General features: G+C 55.5%; 10 protein-coding genes. 5 read left to right on the forward strand and 5 right to left on the reverse strand.

Annotation, left to right across the window (positions count from 1 at the left end):
* Nucleotides 1-5 precede the first annotated feature (5 nt).
* Nucleotides 6-1,658: a phosphate ABC transporter permease PstA gene (pstA, locus tag KGP16_RS19310; protein WP_094982759.1), complete on the reverse strand. Its 1,653-nt coding sequence runs from the start codon at nucleotides 1,656-1,658 to the stop codon at nucleotides 6-8.
* Complete coding sequence (locus KGP16_RS19315) at nucleotides 1,655-3,814, reverse strand: ABC transporter permease subunit (RefSeq protein ID WP_218519047.1); 2,160 nt, start codon at nucleotides 3,812-3,814, stop codon at nucleotides 1,655-1,657. The genes pstA and KGP16_RS19315 overlap by 4 nt, the downstream gene beginning before the upstream one ends.
* A 255-nt stretch (nucleotides 3,815-4,069) precedes the next feature.
* Between KGP16_RS19315 and ppk1 the strand changes: the two genes are divergently transcribed.
* Nucleotides 4,070-6,133: a polyphosphate kinase 1 gene (gene ppk1 / locus KGP16_RS19320; protein ID WP_021807129.1), complete on the forward strand. Its 2,064-nt coding sequence runs from the start codon at nucleotides 4,070-4,072 to the stop codon at nucleotides 6,131-6,133.
* Between the two features lie 10 nt (nucleotides 6,134-6,143).
* Nucleotides 6,144-7,703 carry an exopolyphosphatase gene (gene ppx, locus KGP16_RS19325; RefSeq protein ID WP_223500206.1) on the forward strand — a complete coding sequence of 520 codons (1,560 nt, stop codon included), beginning with the start codon at nucleotides 6,144-6,146 and terminating at the stop codon, nucleotides 7,701-7,703.
* Nucleotides 7,704-8,148: 445 nt separating this feature from the next.
* On the opposite strand, the gene KGP16_RS19330 is transcribed toward ppx, so the two are convergent.
* Together KGP16_RS19330 and KGP16_RS19335 are read right to left on the reverse strand one after the other, a co-directional pair.
* A complete protein-coding gene (locus KGP16_RS19330; RefSeq protein WP_371822128.1) occupies nucleotides 8,149-9,303 on the reverse strand; it encodes an IS481 family transposase in 1,155 nt (384 codons plus the stop codon).
* A 107-nt stretch (nucleotides 9,304-9,410) separates the two neighbouring features.
* On the reverse strand, nucleotides 9,411-11,657 hold the full coding sequence (locus KGP16_RS19335) for an EAL domain-containing protein (RefSeq protein WP_021807131.1): 2,247 nt from the start codon (nucleotides 11,655-11,657) through the stop codon (nucleotides 9,411-9,413).
* Between the two features lie 527 nt (nucleotides 11,658-12,184).
* Here KGP16_RS19335 and KGP16_RS19340 point away from each other — a divergent pair.
* The 3 genes from KGP16_RS19340 (at nucleotide 12,185) to KGP16_RS19350 (ending at nucleotide 17,473) form a co-directional block, all read left to right on the forward strand.
* Entirely contained in the window at nucleotides 12,185-12,352 is a 168-nt protein-coding gene (locus KGP16_RS19340) for a YfgG family protein (protein ID WP_065686557.1), read from the forward strand.
* A gap of 165 nt (nucleotides 12,353-12,517) precedes the next feature.
* Nucleotides 12,518-13,951: a magnesium transporter gene (gene mgtE / locus KGP16_RS19345; RefSeq protein ID WP_021178779.1), complete on the forward strand. Its 1,434-nt coding sequence runs from the start codon at nucleotides 12,518-12,520 to the stop codon at nucleotides 13,949-13,951.
* A gap of 180 nt (nucleotides 13,952-14,131) precedes the next feature.
* Nucleotides 14,132-17,473: a diguanylate cyclase gene (locus KGP16_RS19350; RefSeq protein ID WP_223500207.1), complete on the forward strand. Its 3,342-nt coding sequence runs from the start codon at nucleotides 14,132-14,134 to the stop codon at nucleotides 17,471-17,473.
* Here the strand turns inward: KGP16_RS19350 and alkA are convergent.
* Entirely contained in the window at nucleotides 17,441-18,949 is a 1,509-nt protein-coding gene (gene alkA / locus KGP16_RS19355) for a DNA-3-methyladenine glycosylase 2 (RefSeq protein ID WP_094982763.1), read from the reverse strand. The two genes, KGP16_RS19350 and alkA, sit on opposite strands and share 33 nt — an antisense overlap.
* Nucleotides 18,950-19,084: the final 135 nt, after the last annotated feature.

Genomic DNA, 19,084 nt, shown 5'->3' on the forward strand with positions numbered 1-19,084 from the left:
CCTAGTTACTGCGACCATGCTTTATACCGTTCCCTTAGCGAATGCCGGATGCCCATTGCCGTCAGATTCAACCCAACAACAATTAACACCAGCAGGAATGCCGTGGCAAACACCAGTGGCCGCGCCGCTTCTACGCTAGGGCTCTGAAACGCCATATCGTAAATCTGGAAGCTCAGGTGCATGAATTTACGTTCCAGGTGCAAATAGGGGAAAATATCGTCCACCGGCAGCACCGGTACCGATTTCACCACGCCAACCAGCATAAGCGGTGCCGTTTCCCCCGCCGCTCGTGCTACGGCCAGGATCAGGCCGGTCATCATCGCCGGTGCCGCCATCGGCAGCACGATCCGCCAGAGCGTTTCCGCCCGGGTGGCTCCCAGAGCCAAAGACCCCTGGCGCAACGAAACGGGAATACGCGACAACCCTTCTTCAGTGGCAACAATCACCACCGGCAAGGTCAGCAATGCCAGGGTCAAGGCGGCCCACAGCACGCCCGGTGTGCCGAACGTCGGGTTCGGCAAGGAATCGGCGTAAAACAGCCGATCGAGCGAGCCCCCCACCATATAGACAAAGAACCCCAGACCAAATACCCCGTAGACGATCGACGGCACCCCCGCCAGATTCACTACCGAGATGCGGATCAGCCGCGTCAGCAGATTATTACCGGCATACTCGTGCAGATAGACGGCGGCAATCACGCCAAACGGCATCACCACGATCGACATCAGGATCACCATCAACACGGTACCAAAGATCGCCGGGAACACGCCCCCTTCGGTATTGGCTTCTCGTGGGCTGTCGGTCAGGAATTTTTGTACTTGCTTGGTCCAATGCGCCAGCTTCTGCCCGCTGCTCATGTCATTGGGATACCAGGCATCGCGCACCTGGCTCAGGGCAATGGTGTGAACCTGCCCGTGCATGTCACGCAGCAGCAAGGCATCACGCTGGCGATCGCGTTCCAACCCTTGCAGTTTGCCTGCAAGCTGGCGGTATTGGCGTTGCAACTCCTGCCGTTCGGCACGGATAGAGGCTTGCCAACGTGCATCCAGCTTATTCTCACGCTGCAGGCTCTTTTCATGCAGGCGCAAATGTTCAAACTGTTCGTTAATCCGCGCCATGTCGCGGAACTGAATATCACGCGCCTGTCGCGTCAGCGCCGAAATCTGCGGCAAGCGCTGTTGCAACGCCTGGCTGAGATCGCTGCCGGTCAACGGTTGGCCATCCTCCAGTAAACCGGCTAGGTAGCCGTACGCGGTGCCGTTGCTGTTACGCTCCAACACTAATAAATCGCGTGGGGTGGTCATTCTACCGACGTCACTGGCCAGCAAAGTACGGAAATCCTGCCCTTCGCTTTCCCGGTTTCCCACTTTGATCAGGTAGCGGATAAAGCTTTGCGCTTCCCCTGGTGGCAACGCAACACCGGCGTCTTGCAATTGCTGGCGCGAGATCGTCTGCCGTTGATACAGCTCCCCCACGATCGTTACCGGGCCTGCGGCCGTCTGATTCAGCTCGAACTGATAGACCGGGCTAGGCCAGAAATAACGCGTCCCCTGCCCGGCCAGCAGCAGTAAAATGCCGATCAGCGCCAGCAGGCTGATGGCCACCGATGCCGCCGTCAGCCAAATCCACGGGGAGCCGCTTTTCACCCAGCTTCTCATGGTGTCTCCTGGTTCAGCGTATAGCGCTTACGCAAGCGTAAACGTACCGCCTCCGCCAGCGTGTTAAACACAAAGGTAAAGATAAACAGCACCAGCGCGGTCAGGAACAGCACCCGATAATGGCTACTGCCCGTGACGGCCTCTGGCATTTCGATCGCGATATTGGCCGCCATCGCCCGTAAGCCCTGGAACAGGCTGCCGTCGATCAGCGGCGTGTTGCCGGTGGCCATCAGCACGATCATGGTTTCCCCCACCGCGCGGCCAAAACCGATCATCAGCGCAGAGAAAATACCGGCGCTGGCGGAAGGCAACACTACGCGCAACACGGTTTGCCACTGGGTAGCCCCCAGGGCCAATGACCCCCGGCTAAGCGAGGCAGGCACGCTGAACAACGCATCCTCTGCCAGCGAAAAGATAATCGGCACCAGTGCGAAGCCCATCGCCACGCCCACCACCAACGTATTGCGCTGGTCGAAGTCCTCGCCCAACCAGAAATGCAGCGGCTCACCAAACAGCTTAAGCTCCAGCCAAGGCCCTACGGCAAGCGCCAGCCAAACCGTTAGCACCACTACAGGTAACAGCAACAGTAAATCCCAACCCGGTGACCAAGGCCGCGTCGTAAATCGGTTAACCAGCCAACTGCATAACAGCACGACCCCGGCCAACAGGAACGGCAAGGCCAACACGGCCAGCAGATAACGTTCGATCATCGGCGCCAGCCAGATACCGGCCACCAGCCCAATCACCACCGTTGGTAACGCGCCCATCACCTCGACCGCCGGTTTGACGACCCGCCTTAACCCTGCCGACATAAAGCAGGCGGTATAGATCGCCCCGGCCAGCGCCAGCGGGATGGCGAATAACATGGAGTACGCTGCCGCCTTGAAGGTGCCAAAGATCACCGGCATCAGGCTGAATTTAGCCTGGTAGCTATCTTCACCCGAAGTGGATTGCCACACATACGCCGGTTCAGGGTAGTTCTCATACCACAGCCGCTGCCACAGGGAACGCCAGGTGACGTCTGGATAGAGATTATCCACGGCGTAATGCTGCCAACCCTGGGCAGTTTCCAGCAACAGACCGTCGCCACGTGGGGCAAACGCCATCTGTTGTACGTTGACGGGGAGCTTGTCCTTCAGCAACGGCTTGGACTGGATACTGGAAAACAAGGCGAACTCGCCCTGCGGCTGCAAGGTTGCGAATACCCGCCGATATGGCTCGGCGACCAACAACTCCTGCGTGGTAGTCTGATGGGCAAATTGCTGTATCGGTGCTAACTGATAGCGCTGGTTTTTCTCCACGTCAAACCATTCACGCAGGCTACCGTCGCCAGCCTGGATCAATAATGCGCTCCCCCCCGGCAACGCCGTCAGACGGTAGGGAGGATGTTCACCCAGGGTTCGCGTCTCTCGCAGCTGCGGCTGCGCCCCTTCAATCTGATAACGGGCCAGTTGGTTGCCAGTTAACAGATAAAGCTGGCGGCCATCCGGCGTTAGCAACAGTTGTTGTGGCACGTCGGTCAAAGGGATTTCCGTGGGTTGGCCCTGAAGCGTCGGGCTGAAACGCCCAAACAGCAGCCGGTTATCGTCCGTTACCGCCGCCAGCAGGAAGTTGCCCCGGCGGACTTGCGCCAGGCTTAGCAATGTCAGTGCTTGCCCATGGGGATCAAACGCCAAGGGCTCCTGCCCCAGCGGAAAGCGCCACTGCGGTTCACCACCGCCCGCCGGTGCAAAATCGGCCTGGGTAACTATCAATCGGCCATCCGCCCGCGCCAGGGCAAACAGGTCACGCTCTCCAACCGCATGAGCCAATAATGTTGGCTGGCTCAATAGCGTTTGCTGTATAGGAGTATTGTTCGGTGCCTGCAACGGATAAAAATGCCCTTCCCCCTGGCGATCGATGCGATAACCAATACGCTGCTGTACGTCCATCCCGATAGCCAGCGCCGGGGAGCTGTAGCTCATTGGCAATACGCGTGAAGTGCCTAGCGAGGCCGGTTTGAACAGCGGTAAAACCGAAAGCAATAGATAGACAAAGATCAGCATCAGCGTCATCAATACCAGCAGCCCGCTGACGGTCACGGCTCCTTGTACGCCACGATCAACGTGCGCACGCAGGCGATCGCGGGGATGTCGGTTAAGCGTTGTCTGTGCCATTTGCCTGTCGTCGGTTCCGTTGTCGGGCTTGCACCCAAAGATAACCGGGCATCTTATGTCAGTTTTGTGACGTTTGCATGACAAAGTTGCCGGGAGCCATGCTGGAGGAATAACAATTTGCGGCGGGCAATACGGCGGGATAACTCCTCAGATATGTTGGACATTGTTGTCAATCTCTCGCAATAATGAAGAAGGACACTAGAGCGGTATTCGGCGATAAGTCCGATCCTTTTCTAAAATTGAACTGGAGTAGCAATGGGTCAGGAAAAGCTCTACATCGATAAAGAATTAAGCTGGTTATCCTTTAATGAACGCGTGTTGCAGGAAGCCGCAGATAAGAGCAATCCCTTGATTGAGCGCATGCGATTTCTGGGCATTTACTCCAATAACCTGGATGAATTCTATAAAGTCCGCTTTGCCGATCTGAAACGGCGCATCTTGATCAGCGAAGAACAGGGTTCAGGTGGCGCGTCACGTCATTTGCTGAAAAAAATTCAGGCCAAGGTGCTGAAGACCGATCAGGAGTTCGACAGCCTGTACAACGATCTGCTGCTGGAGATGGCGCGCAACCAGATCTTCCTGATCAACGAGCGTCAGGTGTCGGAGAACCAGCAAATCTGGCTGCGGCAATACTTCAAGCATCATTTGCGCCAGCACATCACGCCGATCCTGATCAATCACGACACCAATCTGGTGCAGTTCCTGAAGGACGATTACACCTATCTGGCGGTGGAGATCATTCGCGGTACGCGCATCGATTATGCGTTACTGGAAATTCCTTCCGACAAAGTGCCCCGCTTCGTCAATCTGCCGCCGGAAGCCCCCCGCAGACGCAAGCCGATGATCCTGCTGGACAACATCCTGCGCTATTGCCTGGACGACATCTTCAAGGGCTTCTTCGACTATGATGCGCTCAACGCCTATTCGATGAAAATGACGCGCGATGCAGAATACGATCTGGTGACCGAAATGGAATCCAGCCTGTTGGAACTCATGTCGTCGAGCCTGAAACAACGCCTGACCGCTGAGCCGGTACGCTTTGTGTATCAGCGCGATATGCCCAACGAGATGGTGGAGTTGCTGCGTAACAAGCTGGGGATATCCAACTACGACTCGGTGATCGCCGGTGGCCGTTACCACAATTTTAAAGACTTCATCAGTTTCCCGAACGTCGGCAAGGCCAATCTGGTCAACCGCCCGCTACCGCGCCTGCGGCATATCTGGTTCGATAAATTCCGCAACGGCTTCGATGCCATCCGCGAAAAAGACGTGCTGCTGTACTACCCGTACCACACCTTTGAACACGTGCTGGAGCTGCTGCGTCAGGCGTCGTTCGATCCCAGCGTGCTGGCGATAAAAATCAATATCTATCGGGTAGCCAAAGACTCACGCATTATCGAATCGATGATCCATGCGGCGCATAACGGCAAGAAAGTGACCGTGGTAGTCGAGCTACAGGCACGCTTCGACGAAGAGGCCAATATCCACTGGGCCAAACGCTTGACCGAGGCCGGGGTGCACGTGATCTTCTCCGCTCCGGGGCTGAAAATTCACGCCAAACTATTCCTGATCTCGCGCCGTGAAGGCGACGATATTGTGCGCTATGCTCATATTGGTACCGGCAACTTTAACGAAAAAACCGCCCGTATCTACACCGACTACTCGCTGCTGACCGCCGATTCACGCATCACTAACGAAGTACGCCGGGTATTCAATTTTATTGAAAATCCGTACCGGCCGGTCTCCTTCGACAACCTGATGGTTTCGCCGCAGAACTCCCGCCGCATGCTGTACGATCTGATCGATCGTGAAATTGCCAACGCATTAGCCGGTGAAAACGCCGCTATTATGTTGAAAATAAATAATCTGGTGGATAAAGGGCTGGTAGATCGGTTATATACCGCTGCCGCTGCCGGCGTGAAAATCCGTCTGTTGGTGCGCGGCATGTGTTCGCTGATCCCCAACCTGCCGGGAATTAGTGACAATATTCAGGTTATCAGCATCGTCGACCGTTATCTGGAACACGATCGGGTATACGTTTTCGAAAACAAAGGTGACAAACGGGTTTATCTCTCTTCCGCCGACTGGATGACCCGTAACATAGATTACCGTATCGAAGTGGCTGTATCGCTGCTGGATCCGGCGCTCAAACAGCGCGTTCTGGACATTCTGGAGCTGCTGTTTAGCGATACGGTCAAGGCCCGCTATATCGATAAAGAACTGAGCAACCAGTATGTACCGCGTGGCAATCGCCGTAAGGTCCGTGCACAGGTGGCCATTTATGAGTATTTAAAAGCTCTGGAACAACCGGACAACTAGGCCAGCCACTATGCCGCTAAAAAGCACTGTAACCAATAATAAGCCACAGGAAATCGCTGCCATCGATCTTGGCTCGAACAGTTTCCATATGGTGATCGCCCGCGTCGTTAACGGCGCCTTACAGGTGTTAGGCCGTTTAAAACAGCGGGTACACCTTGCCGATGGATTGGATAGCAACAACGTGCTCAGTGAAGAAGCCATGGAGCGGGGCTTGGCCTGCCTGGCGCTGTTCGCCGAGCGATTACAGGGGTTCCCAGCGGATAACGTCACCATCGTGGGTACCCACACCCTGCGTCAGGCGGTGAATGCCGAAGTGTTCCTCAAGCGGGCGGAAAAAGTGATCCCTTATCCGATCGAAATCATCGCCGGGCAGGAAGAGGCCCGTCTGATTTTTATGGGGGTCGAGCATACTCAGCCGGAAAAAGGCCGCAAGCTGGTGATCGACATCGGCGGTGGCTCTACCGAACTGGTGATCGGGGAGGATTTCGAGCCTCTGCTGGCAGAGAGCCGCCGCATGGGCTGCGTGAGCTTTGCCCACCTGTTCTTCCCTGAAGGGGAGATCAGCAAAACCAACTTTAAACGAGCACGCCTGGCCGCCGCACAAAAATTGGAAACCCTGGCCTGGCAATACCGCATCCAGGGCTGGCAATATGCCTTGGGGGCATCTGGCACCATCAAGGCCGCTCACGAAGTTTTGGTGGCCATGGGTGAAAAAGACGGTTTGATTACCCTTGAACGGCTGGAGTTGCTGGTTGAGCAAGTGGTGCAGTTTAAAAACTTCAGCGCCCTGAGCCTGCCGGGCCTGTCGGAAGATCGCCAATCGGTATTTGTGCCGGGGCTGGCGATCCTGTGTGGGGTATTTGATGCGCTGGCAATCCGCGATCTGCGTCTGTCCGACGGTGCCCTGCGCGAAGGCGTGTTGTATGAAATGGAGGGCCGCTTCCGCCACCAGGATATTCGCAGCCGCACGGCCAAAAGTCTGGCCGATCACTATAATATTGACCGCGAGCAGGCCAAGCGCGTGCTCGAAACCACCGAGCTGTTGTACGCTCAGTGGATGGCGCAAAACACCAAGCTGGTGCAGCCACAGTTGGAAGCGCTGCTGAAATGGGCCGCCATGCTGCATGAGGTGGGGCTGAGCATCAACCACAGCGGTATGCACCGCCACTCCGCCTATATTCTGCAAAATACCAACCTGCCAGGCTTCAACCAGGAGCAGCAGTTGCTGCTGTCAGCGCTGGTGCGTTTCCAGCGTAAAGCGATCAAGCTCGAAGAGTTACCCCGCTTGAACCTGTTCAAGAAGAAGTACTATCTGCCGCTGATCCAGCTGTTACGCCTGAGCACCCTGCTTAACAATCAGCGTCAGGCCACCACCACGCCGGAAACCCTGCGCCTGGTCACGGATGACAATCACTGGACGCTGCGCTTCCCGGCGGGCTATCTGTCGCAGAACAACCTGGTACAGCTCGATTTTGAGCGTGAGCAGGAATACTGGAATGACGTGGTTGGCTGGAAACTGGTGATAGAAGAAGAAGGCGAGCAGGACGCAGACACAAAACCTGCCGCGTAACCCCTCACCCCAACCCTCTCCCACAGGGAGAGGGAGCTGACCGGAGCGCTTGGTTGGCCTGTGCTGCTTCGGTAAATACGGAGTAAGAAGAACGAGGATGATGTAAGCGTACCCGATGAGGGAGCTGACCGGAGTGCTTGGTTGGACTGTGCTGCTTCGGTAAATACGGAGTAAGAAGAACGAAGATGGAGCATGGCGCAGAAAAATCAGCGTACTCGCCCGGTCCCCCTCTCCCTGTACTAGAGGGAGCTGACCGGTGTGCTGTAAATACGGAGTAAGAAGAACAAAGATGGAGCATGGCGCAGAAAAATCAGCGTACTCGATCGTCTCTCATCCAAGATGAATCACTACCATTTCAACCACGCTCGATCGGTTCCCTCTCCCTGTGGGAGTGTACAGACCGGGGACATGGTAGACAGGTGTTCAAGGACATGGTGAACACTTTTTAACATCCTTTACCCATGATGATCGACCTATTTCTCAGGTCGATCGTCCCCACTTTCGTGCTGTACCACCATACCTCGTAGTAGCCCTCTCTCTCACTTTCCTTCAGTCCGACATATTCACCGATAAAGGCCTTGCCCACTTTCAGACCCATCCCTTTCAGGCTCAGTTTTCCACTGACATCCACTTTCCTGACCAAAACCCCCTCGTCATACTCGGCTGCCGCCGGATTGCCATTGTACTGTCGCGATGAAGGCTGATAACGGGACGCCGGTACCGCCATTGACAGGGCTTCGTGTGGACGCTCCAGGTTGTAGGTATTTCGCCAGGCGTCGAACACCTCCTGCAACTGCGCGGCATGGGTAAACCACCGTCCCTGCAGGAGCTCTGCCTTCAGGCTGCGGTGGAAGCGCTCCAGCTTACCCTGAGTCTGAGGATGATAAGGCCGAGAGTGACCCACCCGGATACCCTGACGCATCAGCCACAGTTCCAGCGCGGTCCAACTGCCCGTCGTGTCGCCCCAGGGGGCACCATTATCCATGGTCATTCTCTCCGGCAAGCCATAACGTTCGAACACCGCTATCAACTGTGACTGCACGGTGACACGTCGCTCGTCCGGGCAGTGCGCCAGACAGAGCGAGAAGCGCGAATGGTCATCCAGCAAGGTCAGCGGATGACAACGCCCTTCGGCGAAGGGGAAGTGGCCTTTAAAGTCCATCTGCCAGAGTCGGTTCGGTGCGTCATGTTCAAAGCGTCCGACGGTGGGCGTCGGTGACGGACCGCCCGGTAGCAGGTCATGGCGGCGCATGAGGTTATGCACGGTGCTGGCGGCCGGTAACGTATGCCCCTGCATCTCGAGCCACCGCTTGAGCTTGCGCGCGCCCCACATCGGATGGGTCAGGTGCGCAGCGCGGAGATGTTGGACAACGGTGTCAGAGGTTCTGCTGGGGGAATGGTGTGGCACTCGAGAACGTTCGTTCAGACCGGCCCTCCCATCAGACTGCCAGCGATGTAACCACTTGTATGCGGTAGCAGGCGCTATGCCGAACTGGCGGCATAGCGCACGGATATTAGCGCCTTCTTGCGAGGCGAAAAGCACAAACTCGGTACGTAATGACATGGCAGATCTCTCATCCCACGGCATAAGCAACTCCACTCAGAAGTACTCATACCTATGTTGTAAGTGTCTACCATGTCCCCGAACAAGTGTTCATGATGTCCCCGGTCTGTACAGGGAGAGGGTTAGGGTGAGGGGCCACGTTCTCAGTCAGACTCTTCGTCTTCCGGTTGTGCCTCCATCGGCACTAGAGACGCCAACAATTGAGGTTTGCCGATAAAGTAGCCCTGCATATAATCCACGCCGAGGCTTTTAAGCGCATCGCGCTGCTCGGGCGACTCAACATATTCCGCCACAATCGACAACCTTCTCATCAGCGCCACCTTGCAGATTGACGCAATGATCTGGTAATCCACTTTGCTGGTCAGCATATCCTGCACAAAACTGCCGTCGATCTTCAAGATATCGACATGCAGCTCCTTCAGTCGATCGTAGGTGGCATAGCCGGTGCCAAAATCATCCAGGGCAATACGGCAACCTAACTGACGCAGCTCTTTCAGCGAATTTTTGGCATATTTCACATCCTGCACCAGATGAGACTCCGTCACTTCCAACACCAGTTGATAAGGCTCAATCTGGTATTGCCGCAAGGCATCGCGCACGTCTTGGCACAGGCTTGGGCGACACAGCGAGGACGGTGACAGATTCACGGCAAAGCGCGCGCTAGGCATACCTTCGCGATAGAGCTCCATAAACTGCAAGGTTTGGCGCAGTACCCACATATCCAACTGGTAAGCCAACCCGAATTCATGCACCACCGGCAGGAATTCGTTGGGAGGAATAACGTTCCCTTCATCATCCAGCATACGCAGCAGGATCTCATGGTAAGAATCGCCGCGAACCCCGACAATCGGTTGAGCCATCAACATGAAACCGTCATTATCCAGCGAGCGTTGTACCCAGTGTAACAAGGCGACCTTGCGCTTGATTTCATCCTGAACCACATGATGATCGTTCTGCACGTTTTCAGGCCGGCCACTGGTCAGAGACATTTCCGCCAACGAGCTCAATTCCCCCAGTAACAGATGCAGGTGTTCCACTTCCGAATAGACTCCACAGTAGCTAATTCCCAGCGGTGGATGGATTGGCAGACCGTTCCACACCAGACGAAACTTCTCCAGCGTGCTGTGGATTTTGGCCACCCGGGCCTCACCGTCGGAACCGTTGAGCCGCAGCACCAGATCGTACCCCGGCAGGTGATAGACGTCCTCCCCTTCCTCCAGCACCGTGCGCAGGCTGCTCGCCAGCTTCTGTTTGAACCGGATGCGCAACTGCATGCCATAGTTACGGCTGAGCAAATCCAGCTCGGAAATCCGCAGGAAACACAGCGTCGAACGCGGCACCTTGGCCAGATCGCGCTTCAATGCACGCAGGTTGGGTAAGCCGATGACCGGATCTTTTAACGAGGCGCTTTGCGCCTTCGCATGGTCCATCCGCTGGCGAGTATGCACCGCAGATGTCAGCAAAATACTGAGGGTGAACGCCAGCATCATTGACGAGATCATGGTCAGGTTATGCAGCAGGCTGTCCCATTGCACATAACCCGGATAGTTAAAGAACAGCACCAGAAGGGTTGCCGCCCAGATAATACAGTTGAACAGGTAGCCAAAGCGCATGGCGCTATACAGCATTACTGGCAATAACAGCGTCAGGCTGTAGTCGGGCACCTGCATGGCATTGGTATCAGCCGTGTGGTAGGCAAGCACCACGACCAAGGCAAGCAGCACCACGACCCACAGCTGCAGCTCACTTTTTTTAACCGATGGCGCCATCTCACGACGGATCCTTCCCAGCAGTACGCGAGCAAACTTGGGGTTCTTAATGATCCGTAAGACGAAATAGAACAGTTGCATGGAGGACAGGCAGCCAATCAGAATGGCCTGAAAGTTTATCAGTGCATGCAGGTGATTACCGCTTCCGGAAAGCATGCCGAGTTCGTCCGGCAACAAATCGAGGCCGATAACCAGCTGTAAACCAAAAATAAACAGCACTGGCGGCATCAGCACCAGCCAGATAAGCCGGTGTTTACCCAGCTTCAACTCGGTGAGTCCCACACACCAGTGGCGCTGCGACTGGCAGCGATAGCCCCACCAGCAAATGCTCAGACATCCCACATACAGCAACGTCATGATCACGTCGACTTCGCTGCCGCCGGCGCGGTTGGAATAGCGGATAAGGATAGCCAAAGCGATGCCAGGCATGGCACGCCAGTCATAAACCATCAGCAAAGAAAAGCAGACCACTAGCGGTAGATAAACCAGATACACTTTGCCATCAGGCAGCATCAGGCGCGGCGATAGCCAGCCTGCAAGCGGCACCAGCAGTAGGCTCAGCACAATAGGCTGCCCCCACCAACGGTCACGTAAATTATTCCAGAACTTTAAAATACCCATCAAGACACAGTATCCGCTAAGGCGTGATTCACTTCGTCGCTTAAGCGTTTTAAATCGCAGAGAAAGCAGGATCCGATCCCACCACAGAACCATTCGGGGAGCAAGCTGAGACATACGGTTCCAGCATCAAGAATGGCTGTGAATTCTATTCTCTGCGATAGCTTAAGATTTGACCACGATCAATTAATAGAGAAAAGGCTAATAAAAATCCATATGACACGTCATAGGCCGATAATAACCTATTAATACACAACAAAAAATCAGACAAAATCTATATCCCGTGCATTTCGAGTAACCACTTAAAAAGTGGTGGACATAAACCCCAGCTAAATTGCTCGATCAAACGCACGGAAATAAATGGACATCTTTTGTCATCAGAGCCTAGAATTCCATTTACAATTTAAATCAATGTTAGTCATGGCAGGCATGTGTCAAACAACAGTAATCGCCACCATCATTTTCCAGCGGCAGCCCCAACAGGGTGCTTGAACAATGCCAATGGGAAAAACCGACGGGCTCAATGAACCATGAGAAAGACCACAACCGGGCGCATGACCAAAGTCGTGCTGCTGATCAGTTTCATCATTCTAGTCGGTCGCCTGCTGTATGCCGCCATTGCCGCTATTCCCCATCATCAGGAAAAAAGATCGCTGCCTGAACCGCAGACCCAGGAAGCCCGCGTGGATAATCGGTGATTATCTTGCCCTACCAAGCGACCATCACCCTGAGTCACTGGCACGCCAAAGCTGCTGACCCTGCACCATCAGATTGATAAAAATCACGCCAACTGCCGCTATGCTCTATCTTTTAAAGATAGTCTAAAAGGAACCCGGTGTGCCAAGTCAGCGTTAAGGAATTCCATGTCCGCCGCAACACATAACGTCAAAAAAGTCGCTGAGTATCGTCAGCGCATCCTAAGCCTACTGTTAAATAATACCCCTTTGGTTGACGGCATTCTTGGCCGCTCAGGGGATGAAAAGCAACTCAGCGAAGGCGAACTGCTTAATCATACCGCCGAAATCACCCACTTGCTGCAAGATATGCACGCCGCTGACCTGGCGGACCTGCTAGAAGCGCTGCCACAAGATGAACGCCTGGCGCTGTGGCGGCTGGTGGATAACAACAAGCGCGGCCAAACCCTGGTAGAAGTTGCCGAACCCGTCTGGGATAGCCTGATCGAAGAGATGAGCGATAAAGACCTGCTCAAGGCGATCAAAACCCTGGATGTCGATGAACAGGCCTATCTGGCGCAATACCTGCCACGTAACCTGATGGGCCGCCTGCTGACCTCACTGGAGCCAGAGCAGCGTGAGCAGGTGCGCGAGATGGTCCATTACGGTAAGGATACCGTCGGCTGGATGATGGACTTTGAACTGGTCTCGGTACGCCCTGATGTCTCTTTGGGGGCCGTACACCGCTTCCTGCGTCAACGCAAAACCATCCCGGACGCCACCGATAAGCTGTTCGTCACCGACCGCAAAAATACCCTGTTAGGCGAGCTGCCGCTGACCGCGATCCTGCTTAACGATCCGCAAACCCCGGTGTTTAAGGTGATGGATAGCGATCCCACCACCTTCCAGCCGGAAGACAAAGCCGAAGCGGCGGCCAGCGCGTTCGAACGTTATGACCTGATCAGCGCCCCGGTGATCGATGCCAAAGGCAAACTGATGGGGCGGTTAACCATCGAAGAGATCGTTGACGTGGTTAACGAAGAAAGCGATACCACTCTGCGTCGCATGGGCGGATTAAGCCCGGAAGAAGACGTGTTTGCCCCGGTCAGCAAGGCAGTGAAAACCCGTTGGGCCTGGCTGGCCATCAACCTCTGTACCGCCTTTATCGCCTCCAGGGTCATTGGCCTGTTTGAACACACCATTTCACAATTGGTGGCGCTGGCCGCCTTGATGCCTATCGTCGCCGGTATCGGCGGCAATACCGGCAACCAGACCATTACCATGATCGTGCGCGCGCTGGCGCTGCATCAGATCGAAGAGGGCAATATTTCACGCCTGTTGTTCAGAGAGCTGGGCGTAGCCATCATCAACGGGATCGTCTGGGGTGGCATCATGGGGCTGGTCACCTATCTGCTGTATGGCGACCTGGCAATGGGGGGCGTGATGACGCTGGCCATGATGCTGAACCTGCTGGTAGCCGCGCTAATGGGGGTGATCATACCGATGACCATGCTCAAACTGGGCCGCGATCCTGCCGTGGGCTCCAGCGTACTGATCACTGCCCTGACCGATACCGGTGGCTTCTTTATCTTCCTGGGGCTGGCAACCGTGTTTCTGCTTTAGTCAGTGTCACCGCTAGCTCGACCAGAGCAAATCGCTGGTTTCCCTTGCGGAGAAAGTGCCGAATCGCAACGGTGTGTCTTGATAGAGGTTGGGTATATACTTGGATAGGTATTCCTCGTCCGCTGTACTTCCCTATGGCGGCGGGGTTTAGTGGTCGATAGCACAAAGTGAAGGTTACCGATGGATCTCAGCGCAACGCAGCACCCACTCAAAGCTAAAGGTGTCTTGTTCACCCACTCGTTGCTGAGCGCACTGATTGTATTTCTGTTGGCCTACCTGTGCCTGACGCTGTCAGCAGAATCCAGCCACTTTACCCCGCTGTGGTTCCCGACTGCCGCCGTCATCATGCTGATGTTCCACCAGCCACCGCGCAATTGGCCATTGCACTTGATCCTCTGCGGGATCGGCATGTGTCTTGCCAGTTTCCTGCTGTTCGGTCTCAGTTGGTTCCCGGTCAAACTCACGCTGATTAACCTGCTGGAAGCCACTGTCTGTACCCTGCTGCTACGGCGAATACTGCAGCCAGACGACCCGTTGAACGGCTTGGCAAGCTGGTTGAAATTTGTGTTCTGCGCCGTGATCTTCATGCCCATGTTCAGCGCACTGCTGGCAGCCTCACTAGCGCCCGCGCCTGGGGAAACCTTTTGGCAACCCTTCAGCATCTGGTTTATTTCCGAGGCGATCGGCGTACTGGCTCTGGCGCCGATCGGGCTGGTTTATCGCCGCTCAATGTTAAGAACGCTGAACCTGTTCGAACTGTTGTTGGTATTGCTGGGAACACTGACCTTCAGCTATCTGGCACTGCTCAACATGCCCTTCCCGTTTACCTTTATCATCCTGCCGTTGCTGTGGGCAGCGATCAGCCTGCCGCGGCTCGAAGCCTTTATCATCTGTTTTACCACGACCCTGATGATTACGGTGTTGATCTCGCTCGGACTGTTACATTTTCAAGAGAACGGGGCGTTTTTAAGCGATGTGACAATCTACCTGCCACTGATGTTGATCCTGATCCCAGCCCACGCCATGGCGATGGTGATGCATGCTTTTCGGGTGGAAAAAGAGCATATCGTGGAAAGTGAAACGCGTTTTCGTAATGCGTTGGAGTATTCAGCCATCGGCATGGCGCTGGTCTCACCAGAAGGGAAATGGTTACAGGTCAATCAGGCGCTGTGCAAGCTGCTGCGCTATCCCCCAGAAACCCTGCGCCGCCTGACGTTTCAAGAAATCACCCATCCCGATGATTTAAATGCCGATCTGACACAGTTACAGGACCTGCTTGATGGCCATATCAGCAGCTACACCATGGAAAAACGCTATATTCGTAGCGACGGTGAGAGCGTCTGGACACTGCTGGCGGTATCCCTGGTGCGCGATCCGCAGGGCCAACCGCTGTACTTTATTTCTCAAGTAGAAGATATCAACGAACTAAAACGCACCGAAGCGGAGAACCGCAGCCTGGTGGAACGCATAACGCTAGCTAATCAGGCTGGCGGGATCGGCGTGTGGGAATGGATGTTGAACGGAGATAAGCTCACCTGGGACAAAAGGATGTTCGAGTTGTACGAACTGACGCCGGATCAAACTCCCACTCTGGCCCTATGGAACTCTTTACTGCTGGAGGAAGATCGCGAACGCATCGGGCGACAAGTGGCTACGCTCAGCGATCGGCACCAGCCATTTGTGATGGAGTTCCGCATCAAGACCCGGCTGGGGGGAATTCGTCATATTCGCGGCCAGGGCAATACCATTTTCGATGAGCACGGCGAGCCGAAGCGGATGATCGGTACCAATATCGACATGACGGAAATCAAATCGCTGGCCGAAGCGCTGCACGAAGAGAAGGAACGTTTACACATTACGCTGGACGCCATCGGCGAAGGGGTGATCTCCACCGACCGCGAAATGCGCATCACCTTTATGAACCCGGTAGCTGAACAAATGTGCGGTTGGCCGCTGGAGTTGGCGCTCGGTATGCCGATCAACGGCGTAGTACGGATGACCGACGGCAAGGATGGCCCAGAGATAGAAAATCCGGTGAAAAACTGCCTGCAAGAGGGTCCTCCCCTGCCAGCAGAATACGCGCTGGTACTGCATAGCCGCGACGGCCGCCGCTTCGACGTCCAGGAATCGGTATCGCCGCTGAAAACCATCGAGGGCGAGGTGATGGGGGCAGTGATGGTGTTGCAGGATGTCAGCGCCTCGCGAGAACTGATGAAAAAGCTCAGCTACAACGCCTCACACGATGCACTGACCGATCTGAAAAACCGTACCAGCTTCGAAAAGCGGCTGAAGGGCGCCATTGCCAGCGCGGCCGAAAGCCAGCAACAGCACTCGCTGGTGTTCCTCGATCTCGACAGGTTCAAGGCGGTTAACGATAGCGCCGGACACGCAGCAGGCGATGCCTTGCTCAGGGAGATTGGCCAGTTGATGCAACGCCAGCTGCGTAACAGCGACTGCCTGGCACGGCTCGGTGGCGACGAATTTGGCCTGATACTGTTCGACTGTTCGTTGGAACAGGCCAAGCAACTGATGCAAAAGATGATCGAGCAAATCGGCGAACACTCATTCTGCTGGGCGGGCAAGATTTATCATGTCGGAGCCAGTGCCGGTATTACGCAAATCGGTGCCACCAGCGGCAAGAGCAGCGAGCTATTGGCACAGGCCGATATCGCCTGTTATACCGCCAAGCACCATGGCCGCGGCCAGGTTTATATTTATGAAGCTCGGCAAAAACAGCAGATGGAGCGCCAGCATGAGCTGCTAACGCGCCAGGAAGTACTAGATATTATCGATAATCAGCAATTGCTGTTACGCGTCAGGGCAGCCTCGCCGCCTAAAACGCCGCAGGCGGTCTGTTTCTATCAGCTAAAGCTGTACGTTACCCCACCCGACGAACGCCTGCTAGCCGCTGAATCCTTCCTCGCCGCCGCCCAGCTCTACGGCCTGCTGCCGGATGTCGATCGCTGGTTGGTAAGTCAGGTACTGGAAAGACACGCAGAGGCTCTACACCGCAAGGGGCTGGCCATTGCGCTGCCATTAGCCACGGATAGCGTGCTGGATATTGATTTTCAAAGTTATTTGCTGGAGTTACTGGCGGCTTCAGTGCTGCCAGCCAGCGCGCTGTATCTGATGGTGGACGAGACCATCGTGCTCGATCACCCAGAGGACGGCGGTGACTTTATGCGCCGTTTGCAGCAGATGGGCTGCAAGCTGATCGTCAATGGTTTTGGCCGCAACCTGAACGCCTTCAATCAATTAAACGGCCAGACTATCGATTACATCCGCATCGACGAGCGTTTTATCACCGACGTCCACTGTAACCAAATGGATGAGCTGATGGTGTCGATGATCCATGGTGCCGCGCAACGTATTAATACTCAAACTCTAGCCGGGCCTGCACATCAACAGGTTACGCTAAGTGCGCTGACAGCCATCGGGGTCGATCTGGTAGACGGTGACACCGTTGCGCTGGAGCTACCGCTGAGCGAGTTACTCAGCGGCGGCTACTTCGGTATTCACTGAAGGAGCCCAACGATCGTTATGCCACAGATGCAAGGTGGCGTAGGAACGCCAAGGCCGCCAGCGTTCGGCATAGCGCTCAATCTGGCGCGGCGTCATGCCGGGGAAACGCTGTTTGATCAGATAGTCCCCCGCCAGAAAAACGTCCGGCCATGACCAGGCCCGCATCGCGATATAGCTGGCGGTCCAACTGCCTATCCCCGGTAATGAAGTTAACTCCTTGATACCCTGTTCGATATCCAGCACGTTATCCAGCTGCAAACGCCCTTCTGTTACCCTGCGTGCAATTTCAATCAGCGCCGCCGCGCGCTTCAGTTGTACGCCCAATGGACGCAGATCTTCCGGTTGCAACTGGGCGATCCGCACCGCCTGCGGAAAAACATGAGTGATATCGCCATACGGCTGCTCCAGCGCCGTTCCCCAGCGTTCGGCCATCCGTCCGGCAAAGGTAGCCGCCATCTTGACGCTGACCAACTGCCCCAACACCGCACGCGTAGCCTGCTCAAAGCTGTTGACGCAGCCTGGCAAACGTAAGCCGGGCGCATCCGCCGCTAACGTACCTAACGCCTCGCAAATGCGGTCCGGCGCGGCATCCAGATCGAACAGTTGGCGAATGCGCCGCAGGACTTCGGTCGTCACTCTGCTGAGCGATGGGGCAATTTCCACCCGCACCCGGTTTCGCGCCTCTTCCGGCTGGACGCTCACCCAACCGCAATATTCGACGCCGCCCTGATCCACCGCGATCGAACGACAGTATTGTTGACCGGCAACGCTTTCCACGCCGCTGACCGCACGAGTCTGTAAGAATCCCAGCATACGCGGCCAATCGTAAGGTGGCCGATACCCCAGATGAAATACCAGTCCACTGGTGGCGGCCCGCTCACTTCGGCCAGCAGTGCTGCGCAATACCGAAGGGATCAGGCGATAACGGGCCTTAAACAGCTCATTAAAACGCCGCAGGCTGCCAAACCCGGCGGCAAACGCCACCTCGCTCAGGGGCAAATCGGTATCCGCCAGCAGCCGTTTGGCCTGCAACAGACGGTGCGACTGGGCGTAATCAATGGGGGAAGCGCCGAACTGCTCGGCAAAAATGCGCCGCAGATGGCGATCGGAAATCCCCAGACGGGTAGCCAGCTGTTCACAGCTATGCTCTGAAAGATAGCCCTGCTCAATCAGCTGAACCGCAACCTGAGCATAGCGATTGCCCAGATCGATCAGCGCCAGCCCTGGAGCCAATTCGGGGCGGCATTTCAGGCAGGGGCGAAAACCGGCCAGTTCGGCGGCGGCGGCGCTGGGATAAAAGGTACAATTTTCGATTTTCGGCGTGCGGGCACTACATACCGGCCTGCAATAGATACCGGTGGAGGAGACACCGACAAAAAATCGTCCGTCAAACTTACGGTCACGCGCACTCAGCGCGCTATACAGCGCCTGTTGTTGATTCTTCATGGCATCGCTCGGAGTCAGTTTTTTGTTCATTATGGCGCTCGGACCTGTGGCTGACGTGCGGGAATCGGACATTAACCTGTTTGATATCGCTGCCATCAAGTTAACCATGCCGCCGCGATTGCCGCTAAATTTTTCGCCAGTTAGCGGCCCACTCGTTGCTCGGCA

Origin of the sequence: Serratia sp. JSRIV006 (assembly GCF_019968685.1) — a bacterium.
Lineage (GTDB): Bacteria > Pseudomonadota > Gammaproteobacteria > Enterobacterales > Enterobacteriaceae > Chania > Chania fonticola_B.

Excerpts from the sequence above, each read along its gene's own strand:
- pstA (WP_094982759.1), bottom strand. The coding sequence starts at position 1,658 with ATGAGAAGCTGGGTGAAAAGCGGCTCCCCGTGGATTTGGCTGACGGCG.
- ppk1 (WP_021807129.1), top strand. The coding sequence starts at position 4,070 with ATGGGTCAGGAAAAGCTCTACATCGATAAAGAATTAAGCTGGTTATCC.
- KGP16_RS19315 (WP_218519047.1), bottom strand. The coding sequence starts at position 3,814 with ATGGCACAGACAACGCTTAACCGACATCCCCGCGATCGCCTGCGTGCG.
- alkA (WP_094982763.1), bottom strand. The coding sequence starts at position 18,949 with ATGAACAAAAAACTGACTCCGAGCGATGCCATGAAGAATCAACAACAG.
- KGP16_RS19340 (WP_065686557.1), top strand. The coding sequence starts at position 12,185 with ATGAGAAAGACCACAACCGGGCGCATGACCAAAGTCGTGCTGCTGATC.
- ppx (WP_223500206.1), top strand. The coding sequence starts at position 6,144 with ATGCCGCTAAAAAGCACTGTAACCAATAATAAGCCACAGGAAATCGCT.
- KGP16_RS19350 (WP_223500207.1), top strand. The coding sequence starts at position 14,132 with ATGGATCTCAGCGCAACGCAGCACCCACTCAAAGCTAAAGGTGTCTTG.
- KGP16_RS19335 (WP_021807131.1), bottom strand. The coding sequence starts at position 11,657 with ATGGGTATTTTAAAGTTCTGGAATAATTTACGTGACCGTTGGTGGGGG.
- mgtE (WP_021178779.1), top strand. The coding sequence starts at position 12,518 with ATGTCCGCCGCAACACATAACGTCAAAAAAGTCGCTGAGTATCGTCAG.